The sequence below is a fragment of the Moritella sp. PE36 genome, from assembly GCF_000170855.1.
In the GTDB taxonomy this organism is placed as follows: domain Bacteria; phylum Pseudomonadota; class Gammaproteobacteria; order Enterobacterales; family Moritellaceae; genus Moritella.
Genome location: NZ_ABCQ01000021.1, coordinates 30,042 through 49,258, shown reverse-complemented (window position 1 = coordinate 49,258; position 19,217 = coordinate 30,042). Strand labels below are relative to the sequence as shown.

Annotated in this window: 17 protein-coding genes and 8 tRNA genes; 20 read left to right on the top strand and 5 right to left on the bottom strand. The window is 41.8% G+C overall.

The genetic code is table 11. The annotated features are described in order from the left end of the window. Positions 1-24: 24 nt before the first annotated feature. From PE36_RS13140 to rsgA, 3 genes are all read right to left on the bottom strand, one after another. The gene (locus PE36_RS13140; protein ID WP_006032525.1) at positions 25-882 is read right to left on the bottom strand and encodes a DMT family transporter; all 858 of its coding nucleotides are present in this window, start codon (positions 880-882) and stop codon (positions 25-27) included. Between the two features lie 192 nt (positions 883-1,074). Further along, entirely contained in the window at positions 1,075-1,935 is an 861-nt protein-coding gene (gene asd, locus PE36_RS13135) for an archaetidylserine decarboxylase (protein ID WP_006032524.1), read from the bottom strand. A gap of 195 nt (positions 1,936-2,130) precedes the next feature. Then, positions 2,131-3,171, bottom strand: coding sequence for a small ribosomal subunit biogenesis GTPase RsgA (gene rsgA / locus PE36_RS13130; RefSeq protein WP_043994505.1), 1,041 nt, complete (start codon positions 3,169-3,171; stop codon positions 2,131-2,133). A gap of 130 nt (positions 3,172-3,301) precedes the next feature. Between rsgA and orn the strand changes: the two genes are divergently transcribed. The 11 genes from orn to PE36_RS13075 all read left to right on the top strand — a co-directional run bounded on the left by orn (position 3,302) and on the right by PE36_RS13075 (position 7,327). Further along, positions 3,302-3,868, top strand: a complete 567-nt coding sequence (gene orn, locus PE36_RS13125; protein WP_006032522.1) for an oligoribonuclease — start codon at positions 3,302-3,304, stop codon at positions 3,866-3,868. A gap of 139 nt (positions 3,869-4,007) precedes the next feature. Beyond that, positions 4,008-4,083 (top strand) — tRNA-Gly (locus PE36_RS13120). 33 nt (positions 4,084-4,116) lie between these two features. Next, positions 4,117-4,192 (top strand) — tRNA-Gly (locus PE36_RS13115). A gap of 71 nt (positions 4,193-4,263) precedes the next feature. Further along, a tRNA-Gly gene (locus PE36_RS13110) sits at positions 4,264-4,339 on the top strand. A gap of 60 nt (positions 4,340-4,399) precedes the next feature. Further along, a tRNA-Gly gene (locus tag PE36_RS13105) sits at positions 4,400-4,475 on the top strand. Positions 4,476-4,535: 60 nt separating this feature from the next. Further along, a tRNA-Gly gene (locus tag PE36_RS13100) sits at positions 4,536-4,611 on the top strand. A 72-nt stretch (positions 4,612-4,683) separates the two neighbouring features. Beyond that, a tRNA-Gly gene (locus PE36_RS13095) sits at positions 4,684-4,759 on the top strand. A 62-nt stretch (positions 4,760-4,821) separates the two neighbouring features. After that, positions 4,822-4,897, top strand: a tRNA-Gly gene (locus tag PE36_RS13090). A gap of 73 nt (positions 4,898-4,970) precedes the next feature. Beyond that, a tRNA-Gly gene (locus PE36_RS13085) sits at positions 4,971-5,046 on the top strand. Between the two features lie 263 nt (positions 5,047-5,309). Then, the gene (locus PE36_RS13080; protein ID WP_006032520.1) at positions 5,310-5,801 is read left to right on the top strand and encodes a DUF4442 domain-containing protein; all 492 of its coding nucleotides are present in this window, start codon (positions 5,310-5,312) and stop codon (positions 5,799-5,801) included. A 194-nt stretch (positions 5,802-5,995) separates the two neighbouring features. Next, a complete protein-coding gene (locus tag PE36_RS13075; RefSeq protein WP_006032519.1) occupies positions 5,996-7,327 on the top strand; it encodes a sodium:proton antiporter in 1,332 nt (443 codons plus the stop codon). A 125-nt stretch (positions 7,328-7,452) separates the two neighbouring features. Here the strand turns inward: PE36_RS13075 and queG are convergent, their stop codons facing one another. Next, positions 7,453-8,595: a tRNA epoxyqueuosine(34) reductase QueG gene (gene queG / locus PE36_RS13070; protein WP_006032518.1), complete on the bottom strand. Its 1,143-nt coding sequence runs from the start codon at positions 8,593-8,595 to the stop codon at positions 7,453-7,455. A gap of 207 nt (positions 8,596-8,802) precedes the next feature. On the opposite strand from queG, the gene tsaE reads away from it, so the two are divergent. The 8 genes from tsaE (at position 8,803) to hflC (ending at position 17,344) form a co-directional block, all read left to right on the top strand. Beyond that, positions 8,803-9,279, top strand: coding sequence for a tRNA (adenosine(37)-N6)-threonylcarbamoyltransferase complex ATPase subunit type 1 TsaE (gene tsaE, locus PE36_RS13065; RefSeq protein WP_006032517.1), 477 nt, complete (start codon positions 8,803-8,805; stop codon positions 9,277-9,279). Between the two features lie 2 nt (positions 9,280-9,281). Next, complete coding sequence (locus PE36_RS13060; protein ID WP_043994504.1) at positions 9,282-10,631, top strand: N-acetylmuramoyl-L-alanine amidase; 1,350 nt, start codon at positions 9,282-9,284, stop codon at positions 10,629-10,631. 7 nt (positions 10,632-10,638) lie between these two features. Beyond that, complete coding sequence (gene mutL / locus PE36_RS13055) at positions 10,639-12,663, top strand: DNA mismatch repair endonuclease MutL (RefSeq protein ID WP_006032515.1); 2,025 nt, start codon at positions 10,639-10,641, stop codon at positions 12,661-12,663. 25 nt (positions 12,664-12,688) lie between these two features. After that, positions 12,689-13,579, top strand: coding sequence for a tRNA (adenosine(37)-N6)-dimethylallyltransferase MiaA (miaA, locus tag PE36_RS13050; RefSeq protein WP_232286584.1), 891 nt, complete (start codon positions 12,689-12,691; stop codon positions 13,577-13,579). Positions 13,580-13,663: 84 nt separating this feature from the next. Beyond that, a complete protein-coding gene (hfq, locus tag PE36_RS13045) occupies positions 13,664-13,906 on the top strand; it encodes an RNA chaperone Hfq (RefSeq protein WP_006032513.1) in 243 nt (80 codons plus the stop codon). Positions 13,907-13,965: 59 nt separating this feature from the next. Next, a complete protein-coding gene (gene hflX / locus PE36_RS13040; protein ID WP_006032512.1) occupies positions 13,966-15,255 on the top strand; it encodes a ribosome rescue GTPase HflX in 1,290 nt (429 codons plus the stop codon). 49 nt (positions 15,256-15,304) lie between these two features. Next, complete coding sequence (gene hflK / locus PE36_RS13035) at positions 15,305-16,462, top strand: FtsH protease activity modulator HflK (protein ID WP_043994503.1); 1,158 nt, start codon at positions 15,305-15,307, stop codon at positions 16,460-16,462. A gap of 3 nt (positions 16,463-16,465) precedes the next feature. Then, positions 16,466-17,344: a protease modulator HflC gene (hflC, locus tag PE36_RS13030; RefSeq protein WP_006032510.1), complete on the top strand. Its 879-nt coding sequence runs from the start codon at positions 16,466-16,468 to the stop codon at positions 17,342-17,344. A 168-nt stretch (positions 17,345-17,512) separates the two neighbouring features. Here hflC and fldB read toward each other — a convergent pair whose 3' ends face one another. Then, complete coding sequence (fldB, locus tag PE36_RS13025; protein WP_006032509.1) at positions 17,513-18,034, bottom strand: flavodoxin FldB; 522 nt, start codon at positions 18,032-18,034, stop codon at positions 17,513-17,515. Positions 18,035-18,228: 194 nt separating this feature from the next. On the opposite strand from fldB, the gene xerD reads away from it, so the two are divergent. Next, positions 18,229-19,119: a site-specific tyrosine recombinase XerD gene (xerD, locus tag PE36_RS13020; RefSeq protein WP_006032508.1), complete on the top strand. Its 891-nt coding sequence runs from the start codon at positions 18,229-18,231 to the stop codon at positions 19,117-19,119. Positions 19,120-19,217 lie beyond the last annotated feature (98 nt).

The following is a 19,217-nucleotide window of genomic DNA, read 5'->3' as shown; positions in this document are numbered from 1 at the left end:
CGTTTTCCAACTGCGTTAATCGACCTATTTTTTTCCTGCATTCCATGTTTCAAAGAGGGCGGCTGAGACCACTAATGCGCCACCTGTGATGGTTGCAGCATTGGGGACTTCACCTAAAAAAGGGATCGCTAGCAAACTACCATAAAGCGGTTGTAAACAGGCGATAAGACCCACTGTTTTGGCTTTTAGGTAACGTAATGCTGTGACTAGCAGTGTGTGCGGCATTGCGGTAAAGCAGATCCCTAACACCACTAATAACGTCCAATTGTCATTATTTATTTCCGCTAAGTCTACACTCAAAAATGGCGAAAGCATACACGCGGTGAATAATGTTTGATAAAACATGGTATGGGGTCCGCTGTAATGCGAGAGCTTACGTTTGTAGAGAATGTTTCTTAAAGTAAACAGAAATGCAGAGCTAATACCGCTGATAATACCGAGTGTCACATCGTTCTCTAGAGACAGTTCTGGGACCAATAAGCTTATGCCGGTTAATACCACTAATGCCGAGACGATATCTTGACCTTGGATTTTTTCTCGATTAAATAAAGGCTCTAAAAACACTGTCATGACAGGATAAGTGTAGAAGGCAATAAGCCCTATCGCAATGGTCGACAATTGCATGCCTAAGAAGAAGGTTACCCAGTGTGCACCCACTAGTGCGGCTAATAATACCGCCCAGCCATAATCGCTTAATTTATTTAATCGCAGTGGTTGTTTGGTGACTTTGAGTAATAAACACAGCACAGTGCTGGCAATAACGCAGCGAAGAATGGTGATATCAAGCGCAGTTAAGGGAATAAGTTTAGAGAATAATGTGGTGCCGCCAAGTAATAGCGTCGCAGAGTGGAGAGCCCAAAGCCCTTGTTTACGTTGTTCCATTAATTGCTTACATCCTTGCAATGGTTAGCCAGATCAATTGGCATCGTTAATCGTAGTGACTCAGTGACAATAGCGGTGGTTATCGGGCGGAATATACAGGGTTAGTATATGTTACTGAAGGGGAATAGTACCCGTTACTATACTTACGTTGGTAACGGGTAATATTATCCTAGCGGTTATGCTTAGGTAATCTTATTTGTGTTTAATACGGGCAAATGCTTCACCCATGACTGTTGCTGCTTCTGGTTGTAATTCGTCAACAAATTCAACGGCATCCTTGGCAAACACCGCGACAATCGTTGAGCCCAGTTTAAAGCGACCCATTTCTGCGCCTTTTTCGATCACGATTGGCGCTTGGTTTTCATAGGTCCAACGAACGATCTCTTTATTCTTTGATGGTGCTACTGTGCCGTGCCAAATTGTTTCAATTGAGGCGACGATCGTTGCGCCAACTAATACCAGGGCAAACGGACCAACTTCGGTATCAAAGATAGCGATAGCTCGTTCGTTACGGGCAAATAAATTAGGTACATTTTGCGCCGTCAGTGGATTTACTGAAAACAGATCACCCGGTGCAAAAATCATTTCTTTTAAGGTACCGGTAATTGGCATATGAATACGGTGGTAATCACGTGGCGACAAGTAAACCGTTGCAAAGTCACCGTCTTCAAATTTGTTCGCTAATTGACGATCGCCGCCAAGTAATTCACACACACTGTAGTCATGACCTTTAGCTTGTACAATGCGACCTTGGGTAATTGGACCTGCTTGGCTTACTGCGCCATCTACTGGTTGACATAACATGTTGTCGTCAGCATTGATTGGGCGTACGTCTGCTTTTAATTCACGGGTAAAGAAGTCGTTAAATGTTTGGAAATGTGCAGGATCTGAATGTTTTGCTTCATCCATGTTTACATTGTAACGTTTGATAAACCAGCTGATCACATAGGTTGTTACTTTACCGTGAGCACCATTGGCAAATAAACCAGTAAGACGAGATAAACCGTGTTGAGGAAAGCAGTATTGGGCAATAACTTTAAGCTTGTCTAGCACCTGAGAGCCTCTTAAATAGTTGAATAATTGATAGTTAAATAGAATTAACGCTATTGTAACAAGTTTGACTATTGTTGTCAGAATTAGCTGTTGTCAGAATTTGCGTGATGAGTTTAACCAGATAAGTGTTGTTATGCTATTTATGCTAACAAGATAACACTTATTTGGTGTTGTTATGACATCAATGTGTGCGAATTATTTACGCACTGGGATATGACGTTCAGGACGATTATCGAGCATGGTTTCTAAAATACGAACATAGTTATCAAAGCGAACTTTTTTGATCTTGCCTTTTGCGACTGCATCTTGCAGTGCACAACCGGGATCATTTTTGTGTTTACAATCGCGGAAGCGACATTCACCTAAAAAATCTCTAAATTCGATAAAACCATTGGCGATCTCTTCGGGCTTCATGTGCCATAACGAGAATTCACGTACACCTGGTGAGTCAATAAGATCACCACCTGATGGGAAATGATATAAACGCGCTGTGGTGGTGGTGTGGGTACCTAGACCCGATTTTACCGATACATCACCCACCTGAATATGTAATTCGGGCATTAAGGCATTCACCAATGATGATTTACCCACGCCTGATTGACCAACAAAGATAGTGGTATTATCTTTCAATAGACCTTGTAATTCACCTAAACCTTTACCTTCAGTTGATGATACTTGCCATACTTCGTAGCCGATATCGCGGTAAGTTTGGAGCTGCTGGTTAATGGTGAATAATTCATTGGGGCTTAATAAATCGATCTTGTTCAATAAGATCACTGGGCGAATTTTTACATCTTCGGCAGCAACAATATAACGGTCGATAATATTGGTTGAGAATTCTGGCACCACGGAAGATACAATTACGATCTGATCGATATTCGCCGCAATCGGTTTAATACCATCGTAGAAATCGGGACGGGTCAATACGGTTCTGCGTTCGTGTACCGCTTCGATAATACCAGAAATGCCTTGTAGCTGTTCATTACCTAAGCGCCAAACAACACGATCACCAGTGACTAAACTCACAATAGAACGACGTAGATTACAGCGATGAATGATACCATTCTCATCTTCTACATCAGCATGTTGACCAAAACGGCTAATGATCACACCTTCTTGCTTTTTGCCGAGAAGCGCATCATCCCATTCTCGTGTATCTGGCTTGGTTAGACGTTTAGTTTGGTTGCTACGTACGCGACGTATTTGACCTTGGGTTAGATGTTTCTTTTTAGCCACGGGTAAATTCATTCCTGAGTTGTAACAACGCGTATTATAGTACAGCTGTTGCTGAACATCGCATTTCGAGGTCGATTGGGTATAATAACCTTAAACATACGATTAAACGACAACTATTAGGATCACCTCTATGCCACTTGCCGACAATGCAACGCAATTTAATGAAAATAATTTAGTTTGGATTGACTTAGAAATGACCGGTCTTGATCCAGAAAAATGTCTGATCATTGAAATTGCCACTATCGTTACGGATAGTGAACTGAACATTCTTGCAGAAGGACCTGTACTCGCTATTCATCAAGATAAAGCGGAACTTGATAAGATGGATGAGTGGTGCACAACGCATCACACTAATTCAGGTCTAGTTAAACGGGTATTGGCGAGTGAAGTCACTGAAAAAGAGGCTGTTGAGCAAACATTAGCATTCTTACACAAGTGGGTTCCAGCTGGTAAATCACCATTATGTGGTAACAGTATTGGCCAAGATCGTCGTTTCTTAGTGAAATATATGACGGAATTAAATGATTATTTTCACTACCGTAATGTCGATGTGAGCACGATTAAAGAATTAGGTCGCCGTTGGTGCCCTGAGGTTGTATCGAGTTTTCACAAACAAGGTTTGCATTTAGCATTGGATGATATTCGTGAATCAATTGGTGAATTACAGCATTATCGCCAACATATGTTTAAAATTTAAGCATTGATACTACTGGTTAGATAATTTTACGACCTTATAGTAGAAACATTCGGCAATATCCGGTTTTTTTATAATAAAGCCTCGGTCTAGGCTTGCAAAAACCAGTCGGTTCTATATAATTCGGCACCTAAGATGAGATGCGGTACTAGCTCAGTTGGTAGAGCGCAACCTTGCCAAGGTTGAGGTCAAGAGTTCGAGCCTCTTGTACCGCTCCAATCTTATCTTAGAATACCAAATAGAATATCAAAGCGGTACTAGCTCAGTTGGTAGAGCGCAACCTTGCCAAGGTTGAGGTCAAGAGTTCGAGCCTCTTGTACCGCTCCAAATTCAGATTTGTTTGAATGTTAATTCATTTGAGTGAGTCGAATAGTTGAGAAACTTTAAATCAAAACGAAGCGGTACTAGCTCAGTTGGTAGAGCGCAACCTTGCCAAGGTTGAGGTCAAGAGTTCGAGCCTCTTGTACCGCTCCAATTTCTTTCTTCATACCATGATGATAGAAATGCAGTTGAGAAACTATAAATCAAAATGAAGCGGTACTAGCTCAGTTGGTAGAGCGCAACCTTGCCAAGGTTGAGGTCAAGAGTTCGAGCCTCTTGTACCGCTCCAATTTCTTTCTTCATACCATGATGATTGAGATACAGTTGAGAAACTCTAAATCAAAATGAAGCGGTACTAGCTCAGTTGGTAGAGCGCAACCTTGCCAAGGTTGAGGTCAAGAGTTCGAGCCTCTTGTACCGCTCCAAATTCAGATTTGTTTGAATGTTCATTCACTCGAATAAATCGAATAGTTCCTGAAACTTTAAATCAGACAGATGCGGTACTAGCTCAGTTGGTAGAGCGCAACCTTGCCAAGGTTGAGGTCAAGAGTTCGAGCCTCTTGTACCGCTCCAATCTCTCTTCTCACACCAATGAGTAGACAGATACAGTTCCTGAAACTTTAAATCAGACCGAAGCGGTACTAGCTCAGTTGGTAGAGCGCAACCTTGCCAAGGTTGAGGTCAAGAGTTCGAGCCTCTTGTACCGCTCCAATTTCTTTCTTCATACCATGATGATTGAGATACAGTTGTGAAACTCTGTTTTATGACAAAAAAGCAAAACGAAGCGGTACTAGCTCAGTTGGTAGAGCGCAACCTTGCCAAGGTTGAGGTCAAGAGTTCGAGCCTCTTGTACCGCTCCAATTTCTTCCTTATCTCTTTATTATCTCTTTACTCTCTCTTTATTTACTACTCCCATTATTTTAAAATTTAAAATTTAAAATCTAAAATCTAAAATCTAAAATCTATCCACTCATTACCGTTAATTCTACGCCCATGTCATTTAGACCAATAGCACTTATTTAATCAATGTTATAGTACTTAGTCACTTACTGCTTTCTGCCTAGATTAAGATAAGCTAAGTTAAGTATTTGTTTTGGAAACTAATATAACTTCAAGGATTGATATGAAAGCCGAAAATAAACTCAGTAAAATCGTTAAGAAAGTAACGCTACTTCCAAAAGGCTGCCATGCCCCTGCATTGTCGTTAGTATTTGGCAAAGTTATTAAATTTGCTGGCACGTCAAAAGTACGTGTCGAAAAATTAGATTTTTCTGGCTCTAAACTTAGCTTAAAAAACCGTAAACGCGTGCAAAATCATATTGGTGGTATCCATGCCGCGGCAATGGCGTTACTTGGCGAGTCTGCGACGGGTTTTTTAATTGCTATGCATGTACCCGACAACCGTATTCCATTATTAAAAAATATGAATATCGATTATGTTCGCCGTGCTGCGGGTGATTTAACTGCGGTTGCCACACTCAGTGACGAGCAGATCAAGCATATTCGTGATACTGAAAAAGGTGATATATCGGTACCTGTCGTGATCACGGACAGTGAAGGCAATGAGCCAATTAATGCTGAATTTATCTGGGCCTGGGTACCTAAAAAACGTTAATAGCGCTTTTTAAAGCGCGCAAATTCTACATTTATATATCATTTTGACATAACGGTAGAGTTTTAATTCTATTTCGAATTGGGGCTGGCTATATGGCTCAAAAAGCTTGATTTTTTATAGCAACAGGAACATTGTGTAGCCCACAAAACTATCCTTAGTTATTATAACTACACTCCCCCAATTTGAGGTTTAGCATGTCGGTATACAGTACCTTATGTTTTCTCGGTGCAATTGCCATTTTTATTGCATTTATTAATAGCAAAATTGGCAAAATGCAAACTACAGTTGCGATAACTGCGGGATCAATAATACTGTCTTTAGGTATTGTGATTGCAGGTCAAAGTGGCTGGTTTCATTTAGAGGCCATTGCTACAGAGCAATTAAATAATATCAATTTCGAAAGCTTTTTATTAAAAGGCATCCTGGGTTTCCTCTTGTTTGCCGGTGGTTTAGGCATTAAATTGGCACACATGAAAGACCAAAAGTGGGAAATTACGGTCTTGGCGCTTGTTGCCACCTTATTCTCAACCGCCTTTATTGGTGGGGTGTTATGGGGTTTTTGTCAGCTAGTCGGTATTCCATTAGACTTCATTTACTGTCTACTCTTTGGTTCGCTTATTTCGCCCACCGATCCGATTGCTGTACTGGCGATTGTTAAGAACCTGGATGCCCCACAGCGTATCTCTACGCAAATCGAAGGTGAGTCATTATTTAATGATGGTTTTGGTTTGGTGATCTTTATGACCCTGTTTTCGGTGGCATTTGGTAGTGAAGCGCCAACCGTGAGCAGTGTGGCCCAGCTATTCATGCATGAAGCGATTGGTGGCATCATCTATGGGCTGGTACTTGGTTTAGTATTCCATTATCTAATCAGTTCGACCAATGATCACTCAATGGAATTATTACTGACCATTGCTATCCCAACCGCGGGTTATGTATTTGCTGACGTGATCGATGTTTCTGGTCCATTAGCCATGGTCGTTGCCGGAATTATGATTGGTAACTGGACGCGTCAAAAAGGCTTCTCGCCAGAAAGTGAGTACCACTTGGATCACTTTTGGGAATTAGTCGATGAATTCTTAAATGGTATTCTATTCTTGCTGATCGGTATGGCTATGTTGTTGTTTAGCTTCCACAAAGAAGATTGGATCTTGATGGTATTTGCTATTCCATTGGTATTGGTCGCACGTTATTTAAGTGTGAAATTCTCTTATCTCTTCTTTAACCGTTTCCGCAGTTACAACCCATTGTCTGTGACGATCCTGACTTGGGGGGGATTACGTGGCGGTTTAGCGCTGGCAATGGCGTTAGCAATTCCGGCTGGGGTATTTATTATTCCAGAAAAGAACATTGATGTTCGAGAAATTATTTTGGTGATGACTTACTCAGTGGTGGTGTTTTCAATTTTGGTACAAGGCTCAAGTATTACTGGCTTGATCCATAAAGCAAAAAAATGGGAAACTGAGCAGCTGGAAAAGAAAACGGCTGCTGACGTTATTACAGCCAAAATGGATACTGATAAATAATCGTTAATTCATAGCTAATTCATCGCTATGTTAAAGCGCGCTGGGACTTGTTCTTTGCGCGCTTTTTGTTATTTACTCTCGTCTCTGATATAGCATCTTGAAGTAACTTGGGTATAACCGCTGTGTTAGGCATCACGTGGCAGTGCTTTTTCAATCATGCGGATTAACTTATCTTTGGTCTTATCGATTTGTAATACTGGAATGATGTTGTCTGCTTTTGCCTGTTGCTGTTGTAGCGCCCAGGTAATATGCTCTTGCACCATTTCAGTTGTTTCAACAAATTTAGTTTCTAACGCCTCGACAATTTCTGCTGAATAAGCGGCATTACCCAGTGCCACGGAAATATTCCGCAACCAACGTTCATGACCAATGCGACGGATCGGTGAGCCTTCTGTCTGTTTTAAGAAATAAGTTTCTTCCCATGCGTACAGTGCTAATAGATCGGGCGAATGCAAATTTGAGCGCGGGTGAAAGTCTTGTTCATCGGTAAGCGCTGCAAAACGGTTCCACGGACAGATCAACTGGCAATCATCACAACCGTAGATGCGATTACCGATTAAAGGTCGAAACTCTTCTGGAATAGCGCCAAATAGCTCAATAGTCAGATAAGAAATACAGCGATTAGCATCCACGCTGTAAGGTGCGACAATGGCTTGTGTTGGACAAATCTGTAAACACGCTGTACATTTACCACATTGATTTTCAATAGGTTTATCAACAGGTAGTGGTAAGTTTATTAATATCTCACCAAGAAAAAACCATGAACCCGCTTCTTTGTTTAAAATGAGTGAGTGTTTACCTGTCCAGCCTAATCCGGCTTTTTCGGCTAACGGGCGCTCGAGTAAAGGGCCGGTATCAACAAACGGCCGGGCATCGAGCGTTTCACAATGCTCACTGATTTTTTCGCCTAAGTGTTTAAGGCGTTTGCGGATGATTTTATGGTAATCACGCCCGAGGGCATAACGGCTGATGTAACCTTTGTCTTTCTGCTTTAAGGTGGTCGCCATTAATGCATCGGGTGGTAGATAATCCATGCGTACTGAAATAACGCGGATCGTGCCTGGATAAAGTTCTTCTGGGTGAGTACGCATGGTGCCGTAACGCGACATATAATCCATGTCAGCATGATAACCATTATCTAACCAGGTTTGGAAATGTGGTTCGTAGGTTGATAAATCGGTATCGGTAATACCGACTTGTTGGAAACCAAGTTCTGCGCCCCAGACTTTAATTTTTTGTGTAAGTTGTTGATAGTCTATCGGAGGCATGGTTTATTATCTGTCTATGAGTAAATTGAGGTAAAGTTTATCATATTGTGGTTTTCTTTGGGCTCGACAATTTGTAGAATCTACATACCTGTCCAATTTCATTAGTCGATGTCTTCACTCTGAGATATTTCTTGGTTCGGGAATGAGTCTGTGGCGAGCACAACTCAATATAGCGTTTTATTTTAATGTTTAAGGTAGTTAAATTAGATGACAAATACAGTAAAAGTTTTCTTAGCAGACGAATCAGAAACCGTTGCTTTTGGTGCAAGCCTTTCGCGTTTATGCGATAGTGCTACTACCATTTTTTTACACGGTGATTTGGGCGCGGGTAAAACGACACTCACCCGTGGTTTTGTACAAGCACTGGGTCATCAAGGGAATGTGAAAAGCCCAACTTACACATTAGTTGAACCGTATGAATTAGCCGATTGGAATGTCTATCATTTTGACCTTTACCGTCTGGCTGATCCAGAAGAATTAGAATTTATGGGTATTCGTGACTATTTTACCGATAATTGCCTGTGTTTAGTTGAGTGGCCACAGCGTGGTGAAGGTTTTTTACCTGTTGAAGATTTACAAGTCACCCTTACTTATGTCGGTGAACAGCGTGAAGTTGTGGTGAAAGGCATTAGTGAATTAGGGATAATAATGGTCAATAAATTAGCTAAGATGAATTTAGGATAACAATGTTTAAACGGATTTTACTATTAAGCATAATGTACTTGTGCTTTATGCCATTAAGTTATGCTGCCAATACGGTGAATGCGATACGCATTGTTGAGCATGCGGATAAAACAAGGATTGTTTTTGATCTGGCAAAGAAACCGTTATTCAACCTTTACGACCGTAACAAAAAGACCCAGATCGTGGTGGATTTTGCAGGTACGCGTAATAAGGCTTATGTGAGTAAGCTAGCAAGGTTAAGCAGTAACATTACCCGTGTTGAACAAGCTAAATCCACTAAATCTAGCGATTTACGGATTATTTTTCATCTTGCTCAACCAATTAACTATCGATTTTTTGAATTAGCGGGTAGTAAGACCGCAAAAAACAGGTTAGTTATTGATTTACCTGTCAAACCGATAAAGTCTTTAAAAACAGTTATAAAGAAAAAGAGCCCTGTAGCAGTTAAAAAAACCACGAGAAAGGCGCTGATTAAGCATCCTCAAAGGGATGTTGTGATCGCTATTGATGCCGGGCATGGTGGTAAAGATCCGGGTTCTATCGGTTTTAAAAAGTTTGTTGAAAAAGACATTACCTTAGCGATTGCTAAAAAAACGGTCGCTATTTTAAATCAGAAAAAAGGCATTAAAGCGGTCTTGATCCGTAAAGACGACCGTTATATCTCACTGAATGAACGCTCTGCGATTGCGCGTAAGTATAAAGCTGAATTGTTAGTGTCTGTGCATGCCGACGGTTTTACCTCATCACAACCATCGGGTGCGTCAACGCTGATCTTGTCGCAAGGTCGGGCGAACTATGAATTTAACAAAAATCTGCGTAACGATAATGTCAACGGACTGTTAGGTGGTGTGGGTGATGCGATTAAAAACAGTGATGGTACTGATGATTTACAATACATGTTTCTCGATCTTGGTCGACAATATTCACAAGGTGCAGGTTATAACATCGCGTCACTGATCCATAATGAATTAGCCAAAGTCACACATATGCATAAATCTAAGCCGTACGAGCAAAGCTTGGCGGTCTTAAAATCACTGGATATCCCCTCTTTGCTGGTTGAAACGGGTTTTGTGACTAATTATCGAGAAGGTAAAAAGTTAACCACCCGCAGTCACCAGCGTAAGATTGCTAACGCCATTGCCCAAGGTAGTTACTTGTATTTCCGTAACGCACCGCCAAAAGATACCTATTTGGCGTATATGCGCAATAGTATTCACGTGGTTAAAAAAGGTGACTCATTGTCTGTCATTGCTAACAGTTATGGTACATCGGTTACACGTATCAAACAGTTAAATAATTTAACTAAGAATACCGTGTATATTGGCCAACAATTGAAAATACCAACGAGTTAGGTGTGTCATGACAATTAAAATATTACCACCTCGATTAGCGAACCAAATTGCGGCTGGGGAGGTGGTAGAACGCCCTTCATCGGTAGTTAAAGAACTGATTGAAAACAGTATCGATGCGGGCGCAACGCGTATTGACATTGATATTGAGAAGGGTGGCGCCAAGCTGATCCGTATTCGTGATAACGGTAGCGGTGTCGAGAAAGACCAACTGGGTCTGGCATTAAGCCGCCATGCCACCAGTAAGCTTGCGACCTTGGATGATCTGGAAGCGATTGATAGTCTAGGTTTTCGTGGTGAAGCATTAGCGAGTATCAGTTCGGTGTCTCGGCTTACATTTACCTCTCGCACTCAAGCGCAAACCGAAGCATGGCAAGCCTATGCCGAAGGGCGAGATATGCAGGTGAAGATAAAACCGGCTGCGCATCCGATTGGTACCACAGTTGAAGTCGTTGATTTATTTTTTAATACGCCCGCCCGACGTAAATTTTTACGTACGGATAAAACCGAATTTAATCATATTGATGAATTGGTGAAACGTATTGCGTTAAGTCGCTTTGATTTACAGGTCACTTTAAAGCATAACGGTAAAGTGATCCGCAGTTATCGACCCGCGAGCACTGTCGAGCAGCAAGAGCGCCGTGTCGCCAGTATTACTAGCACCAATTTCATGGCCAATTGCATGGCGTTGGACTGTGAACACAGTGATATTAAACTGTGGGGCTGGATTGGTTTACCGCATGATAATGCGCCAATGGATGTGCAATACAGCTACGTTAATGGCCGTATGATGCGTGATAAGCTGATCAATCATGCCTTGCGTCAAGCTTATGAAGAAGCGACGGGTATTGCGGCGCCGCCAGCGTATGTATTGTTTATTGAAGTGTCGGTACGGGAAGTCGATGTAAATGTACATCCGGCTAAACATGAAGTGCGTTTTCATCAAGCGCGTCTGGTACATGACTTTATTTTTCAAGGTGTGTTTAAAGCTATTACTGAAGGTATTAGCCCATCAATGCCTGCGGCAGAGTTGCCTGTTCAGGAAGCGATTAGTTATCCTGGGCAAGCCCCTATTACCAGTAATGGCAATGCTAGCGAGCAGACTACTGAGCATGGTATGGTGCATGCGGGGATTGCTGATAGCGCGGACTACAATGTAAATGCAAGCATAAGTACAGCTGCATATGGTGATGTTATGCCGATGCAAAATAAGCATGGTTATGGCGTTACAGATAAGCGCCAGGGGAGTACAAGTGCAACGTCGTCGAGTTATGCTCAGCAGCGTCAATATATGCCTGATAAGCCTTCAGCAGGTGCTATCAAGCAATACAATCACTTGTTACAGCCCAGCAAGGCTGAAATAACGGAATTGCAGCAAGCAGCGCGGAACACGACTACCAGTGTTAATCAAGGGCGTCAAGTTGCGTCGAATACTCAGTCGAATGAGCAACATACTGCCCGCGTTAAATTACTCAGTTTAGTCAGCGATAATTATTTATTAGTGCAAGATGATGATGCACTGTTGCTCGCTGATGTACTGGCAATGTGGCAAGTAAACTGCAAAATACAATTGCTGGCCACCTGGGAACAAGGGGTTATATCGCAGCCACTGTTATTGCCAATATCGATCAAATTAGACAAAAACTTTGTCGAAACAGCAAAAAACCAGCAAAATTTGCTCAATCGGCTGGGTTTAGAGTTGAATTATAGCAATGCCGCCACCATTATCGTTAGAAAGGTGCCAGCACAATTACGCCAAGCGAATTTATCTGCTGTGTTACCAGAGTTATTGCAACAGATAGTCCATCTATCCGAGCAGGCGACAGCCTCAGATGTTGCCCCCTTGTGTCATTGGCTTGCAATACAAGGTAGTCACGGATTGACCAAATTCACTTGGGAACAAGCGACTCAAATATATAGCCAATTTATCGAACAGGATAGCTGTGTACAACAGCAATACAGTTCTAAACTATTTGAGAAACTTGACTATATGTCTGTAATAGAGAGATTTAATTGTGACTCAACAGCAAACTAAACCATTACCAAAAGCTATCTTTTTAATGGGGCCAACGGCGTCAGGTAAAACGGATCTTGCTATTGAGTTAACGAAAAAGCTGCCATGTGAAATTATCAGCGTGGATTCTGCGTTGATTTATAAAAGCATGGATATTGGCACTGCGAAGCCAACAGCGGCAGAACTTGCCCAAGCACCGCATCGCTTAATTGATATTATTGATCCGGCAATGACTTATTCAGCGGCTGATTTTCGTGAAGATGCACTAAAACATATGCAAGCGATCACAGATGCAGGAAAAATACCGCTACTTGTTGGTGGCACTATGCTTTATTTTAAAGTATTACTGGAAGGTTTATCGCCGGTGCCAACATCTGTGCCTGCAATTAGACAGGCTATTGAAGCGGAAGCAAAACTGCGTGGTTGGGAATCATTACATCACGAATTATCTTTGTATGATCCCGAATCAGCTGCGCGTTTACATAAAAATGATGCACAACGCGTTTGCCGTGCCGTTGAAGTTTACCGACTAACGGGTAAGTCATTGACTGAATTAACCCAACAAAAAGGTGAATCACTGCCTTATGACGTCAGCCAGTTTGCGATTGCACCAACCGATAAAGCGGTGTTGCATGAGCGTATAGAACAGCGTTTTAAGTTGATGATAGAGGCGGGTTTTGAAACCGAAGTGCAAGCGTTACATCAACGTGACGATCTACACCTTGATTTACCATCAATGCGCTGCGTGGGTTATCGCCAAATGTGGGAATACCTTGATGGCAAGATGGATCATGATGAGATGGTGTTCCGTGGTGTAGTGGCAACAAGACAACTGGCAAAACGTCAAATGACGTGGTTAAAAAGTTGGAACGATCTAACTTGGTTAGACTCCAAAGCAGATGACAATTTAGAAAAAGTTTTATTATCAGTTGGCTAGAGTCTATTTTAAAGTTGTATACTGATAATTATTGGTTATTTTTTTCATTATAATAAAAATCGAATTTTTAAAAGGAAACTATTAATGGCTAAGGGACAATCATTACAGGACCCGTTTTTGAATGCATTACGTCGCGAACGGATTCCAGTTGCAATTTATTTAGTTAACGGCATTAAGTTACAAGGCCAAATTGAGTCATTTGACCAATTCGTTATCTTACTCAAAAATACCGTCAGCCAAATGGTATATAAACATGCCATTTCAACTGTGGTACCGGCGCGTCCGTTACAACATGGCCTGCAACCTGACGGTGAAAGTGATAAATAAATTTTTGAAATTTAACATAAAAAATCTTGTGAGTCATATACTCATAGGGAGTCGTGAAGTTGTTTGATCGCCATGAAGCAGGTGAACGTGCCATATTAGTGCACGTTAACTTTAGTGATGAAGGCAACCGAGAAGACCTGCATGAATTAGAAATGCTGGTTTCCTCTGCCGGTGTAAATGCGTTATCTGTGGTAACAGGTTCGCGTTCAAGACCACATCCTAAATATTTTGTTGGTACCGGTAAAGCAGAAGAAATTGCTGAAGCAGTAAAGCTTTATCAAGCAGATATTGTTATCTTTAACCATGCCTTAGCGCCACGCCAAGAACGTAACTTAGAAGCGTTACTGGAATGTCGTGTTGTTGACCGTACAGGCCTGATTTTAGATATATTTTCGCAACGAGCTCGTACCCATGAAGGTAAGTTACAAGTTGAATTAGCGCAACTGCGCCACATGTCGACTCGATTAATTCGTGGTTGGACGCATTTGGAACGCCAAAAAGGCGGTATCGGTATGCGTGGTCCAGGTGAAACTCAGCTGGAAACGGATCGCCGTTTATTGCGCGTGCGTATGGACAGTATTTTACGTCGTTTAGACAAAGTGGTCACCAAACGTGACCAAGGCCGTCGCTCACGTAAACGTCGTGAAATACCGACAATTTCGTTAGTCGGTTATACCAATGCGGGTAAGTCGACGCTGTTTAATCGTCTCACGGATGCTAAAGTGTATGCCGCTGATCAATTGTTTGCGACGTTAGATCCAACATTACGTCGTCTTACGGTTGCCGATGTTGGTGAAGTGGTGTTAGCGGATACCGTTGGCTTTATTCGTCACTTACCACATGATTTAGTCGCTGCTTTTAAGGCCACATTGACGGAAACGCGAGAAGCAGATCTACTTTTACATGTAATTGATTGTGCAGATGAAAACATGCGCGGTAATATCATCGAAGTAAATTCGGTATTAACCGAGATTGATGCCGGTGAAGTGCCTGTTTTAATGGTATACAACAAAGTTGATAAGCTTGATGATGGTCGTTGTCGTATCGATTATGATGATGAAGGCAAGCCTGTTAACGTATGGCTATCGGCAATGTCAGGCGACGGTACAGCGTTTTTATATCAAGCATTGACGGAATTATTGGCAAGTACCATGCAAGTGGTCAAGCTACAGTTATCGGCAATGCAGGGTAATATCGTCAGTCATCTCTATAATCTTGATTGTATTGAGCATGAAGCGTTTGCTGAAAATGGTGACTGGCTACTCGACATTAGAATGACTATGATTGACTGGCAACGTTTGAAAAAACATAAATGTAATAACATTGAAGATTTTATCCTTCAGCATTAGGCTGATATAATGAATATTTTCTCGAAACTATCTGGTAATGGAGATGCAAATGGCTTGGAATGAGCCCGGAAATGGCGGTAATAAAGATCGCGACCCTTGGGGACAAAAAGGTAAAGAGCAGGGACCCCCTGATCTTGACGAAGTATTTAAAAAGCTAACCAGCAAGTTCGGTGGCGGTAAAGGCGGTAAGTTCACTGGTGGTGCTAACTTTAATAAAGTTGGTGTCTCTCTGGTGCTTGGTGTACTTGCCGTGATCTGGGCTGTCAGTGGTTTCTATACGATCAAAGAAGCTGAACGTGGCGTGGTATTACGTTTCGGTCAGTATTCACAAACAGTTGAACCGGGTTTATCTTGGTTACCGACGTTTGTTGACCGTGTGATCCCTGTTGACGTTAGAAGCATTCGCTCTATGCCTGCAGCTGGTTCAATGTTAACCAAAGATGAAAACGTTGTTGACGTAAAAATGGATATTCAATATCGCGTTATTAATCCGCGTGAATATCTGTTTAGCGTAACAAATCCGGATGATAGCTTACATCAAGCGATTGACAGTGCATTACGTTTCGTTATCGGTCATACGACAATGGATGATGTGATCACAACAGGTCGTGAAGTTGTACGTCAAAGTACCCGTGACAACATTGAAGCTATCATTGATGAGTATCATATGGGTATTGAACTTGTTGATGTCAACTTCTTGTCTGCACGCCCACCGGAAGCAGTTAAAGATGCATTCGATGATGCGATTGCGGCACAAGAAGATGAACAACGTTATATCCGTGAAGCCGAAGCTTATGCGCGTGCAATTGAACCAACAGCACGTGGTCAAGTGAAGCGTATTGAGCAAGAAGCCCAAGCTTACCAACAGCAAATTGTGTTAAAAGCACAAGGTGAAGTTGCACGTTTTAATAGCCTACTGCCACAATATCAGCTTGCACCGGAAGTAACGCGCCAACGTTTATACCTAGAAACAATGGAAACGGTTTATTCAAATACAACGAAAATTGTGGTTGATACTAAAGGTACTGGCAACATGCTATATCTACCATTAGATAAGATCATGAGCGCTAATGCGGACAGTAAACCGACTCGTTCGGCAAACACAGTACAAGCACCGCAACAACCAGCGAAATCAAATAACCGTTATCAGTATCCAGATACGAATAGTAATGTTCGTCCTGATCGTTTTAACACAGGGAGAAACTAAGCTATGAATCAATTAAAAGCAGTTATTTTAGTACTTGTGCTATTACTTGGTTTTTCGTCTTTCTTTGTGATAAACGAAGGTGAACGTGCGCTAGTAGTGCGTTTTGGTAAAGTACTTAAAACAGGTGAGGAAGCGAAGATTTATCTTCCTGGTCTGAACTTTAAAGTACCTTTTATCGATTCAATTCGCGTATTAAGCGCTCGTTTACAAACGCTTGATGGCAACGCTGATCGTTTTGTTACTTCTGAAAAGAAAGATTTAATTATCGATTCTTACGTGAAATGGCGTATTGAAGACTTTGAGAAATTTTACCTCGCAACCAATGGCGGTAACTTCTTACAAGCAGAGTCTTTATTACAACGTAAAATTACCAATGGACTACGTAATGAAATTGGTAACCGTACGATTAAAGATATCGTTTCTGGCCAACGCGGCGAAGTAATGGAAACGGCATTGAAACGTATGGCACGTTCATCTGAGCTGGGTATCCTGGTTGAAGATGTACGGATCAAGCAGATCAATCTACCGCAGGAAGTAAGTAACTCTATCTTCCAACGTATGAGTGCAGAGCGTCATGCTGTAGCGAAAGAACATCGTTCGCAAGGTTATGAACAAGCTGAGATCTTAAAAGCAGAAGTGGATGCGAAAGTAACCGTAATGCTTGCTGAAGCCAACCGTCAAGCACGTCAAAAACGTGGTGAAGGTGATGCAGACGCGGCGAAGATTTATGCTGATACGTACAATAAAGATGTCGAGTTTTATGGTTTCTTACGTAGTCTAGAAGCTTATTCTAAGAGCTTTAGTAATAAGTCTGATGTATTAGTTATCTCTCCAGAGAGTGATTTCTTTAATTACATGAAAGGTTCTGCTGTAATAAAATAACCATTGCTGGTCAATGAATAACAAAAAGGCCGTTGCTATCTTAGATCGCAACGGCCTTTTTTATGGCGTTAACTTATTATATACCCAAGCTACTTCAAAATGCTGATTGTGCATCTTGAAGTAGTTTGGGTATAACATGCTAATTACTTATGTGTTATGACTTATATATTATGAATAGTGTGCTGCAATTTCTTCGAGTACTTGTAAGGACCAAGTGGCAATCCGTTCATCAGTCTGATCGTACTGGCTGTCTTCATCGAGGGCAAGACCGAAAAACTGGCTTTCATCTTCAGTTAACGCTTTTGAAGCCACGAATTCATAACCTTGGTTTGGCCATTGGCCGATAAAGTGAATGCCTTTACCTTGTAACTCGTCAAATAGCATGCCCATCGCATCCAGATACCATTCGCTGTAGTTAACTTGATCACCAAGACCAAATAGCGCGACGGTTTTCCCAGCCAGGTTGATCCCTGCAATATCAGACCACAGATCGCCCCAGTCTTCCTGAAGTTCGCCATAATCCCAAGTTGAAATACCGAATATAACGACATCATAGGTTTCTATGTCAGTAAAACCCGAGTCTTTTATGTCATGTAAGTCGACAAGTTCTGCACCAATTTCAGCTTGGATCTTTTCCGCAGCTATGGTGGTATAAAAAGTGGTGGAGCCGTAATATAAACCGATTTTCATTATCTACATCCAAAGACAGTGTTGCTAATCATACTATGTGTTAATAAATACGATGTGTTGATCATGCTCTGAGCGATCAGTTGCTCATCGTTACGCATAGTAGCATGAGATAATTGTACTATAATTCATGTTTATTTATACAGTGTTGTTATACTGGTCGCACAGTAATGGAAATAAAAGCATAGGGCACAGGCTTGGAAAAAATTGAAATTATAGAACAGTTTTTAGATATTATGTGGCACGAGCGCGGGTTGTCAGACAATACCCTGAGCTCTTATCGTAATGATTTAAACCAATATCATCACTGGTTAGTGCAACACAAGCAGCAATTATTAACCGTAGATCGGCTTGAAATCCAAGCATTTATGGCAAGCCGTTTTGATTTAGGCTACAAAGCCAGTAGTACCGCGCGCCAGTTGAGTGCGATCCGTCGCTTCTATCAATATCTCTATCGTGAGCAGATGCGCGATGATGATCCGACCGCCTTACTCATTAGCCCGAAACTACCGCAGCGTTTACCGGACGATTTATCTGAAGCAGAAGTGAATGCATTATTAGCCGCACCAGAATTAGACGATCCGATCCAATTACGTGATAAGGCCATGATGGAGGTGTTATATGCCACAGGATTACGGGTATCAGAATTAGTTGGCTTGAGTATGGAGTCAGTGAGCTTACGCCAAGGGTTAGTGCGTGTGACCGGTAAGGGCGGTAAGGAACGCTTAGTGCCTATGGGTGAAGAAGCTGTGTATTGGACTGAGCGCTTTATTGCCGAAGGTCGCGCGACGTTATTAAAAGGGTTAACGTCTGATGTGGTGTTTCCTTCCAGACGTGGCAATTTTATGACACGGCAAACTTTCTGGCATCGTCTTAAGCATTACTCACAAGTCGCTGGGATCACAACGCATTTGTCTCCGCACACTTTGCGCCATGCGTTTGCCACCCATTTATTGAACTATGGCGCCGATCTTCGTGTCGTACAAATGTTACTTGGTCATAGTGATTTATCCACGACACAAATTTATACCCATGTGGCAACCGCACGATTAGAGCAGTTGCATAGTGAACACCATCCTCGTGCGTAATTGGGAGTGTTGCCACGGCATTCGCAAGGATTAGGGCTAGTGATAAATAATGAATTCTGTTAATTTATCGGGTATAGATATCCATTAAGGATAAGAGC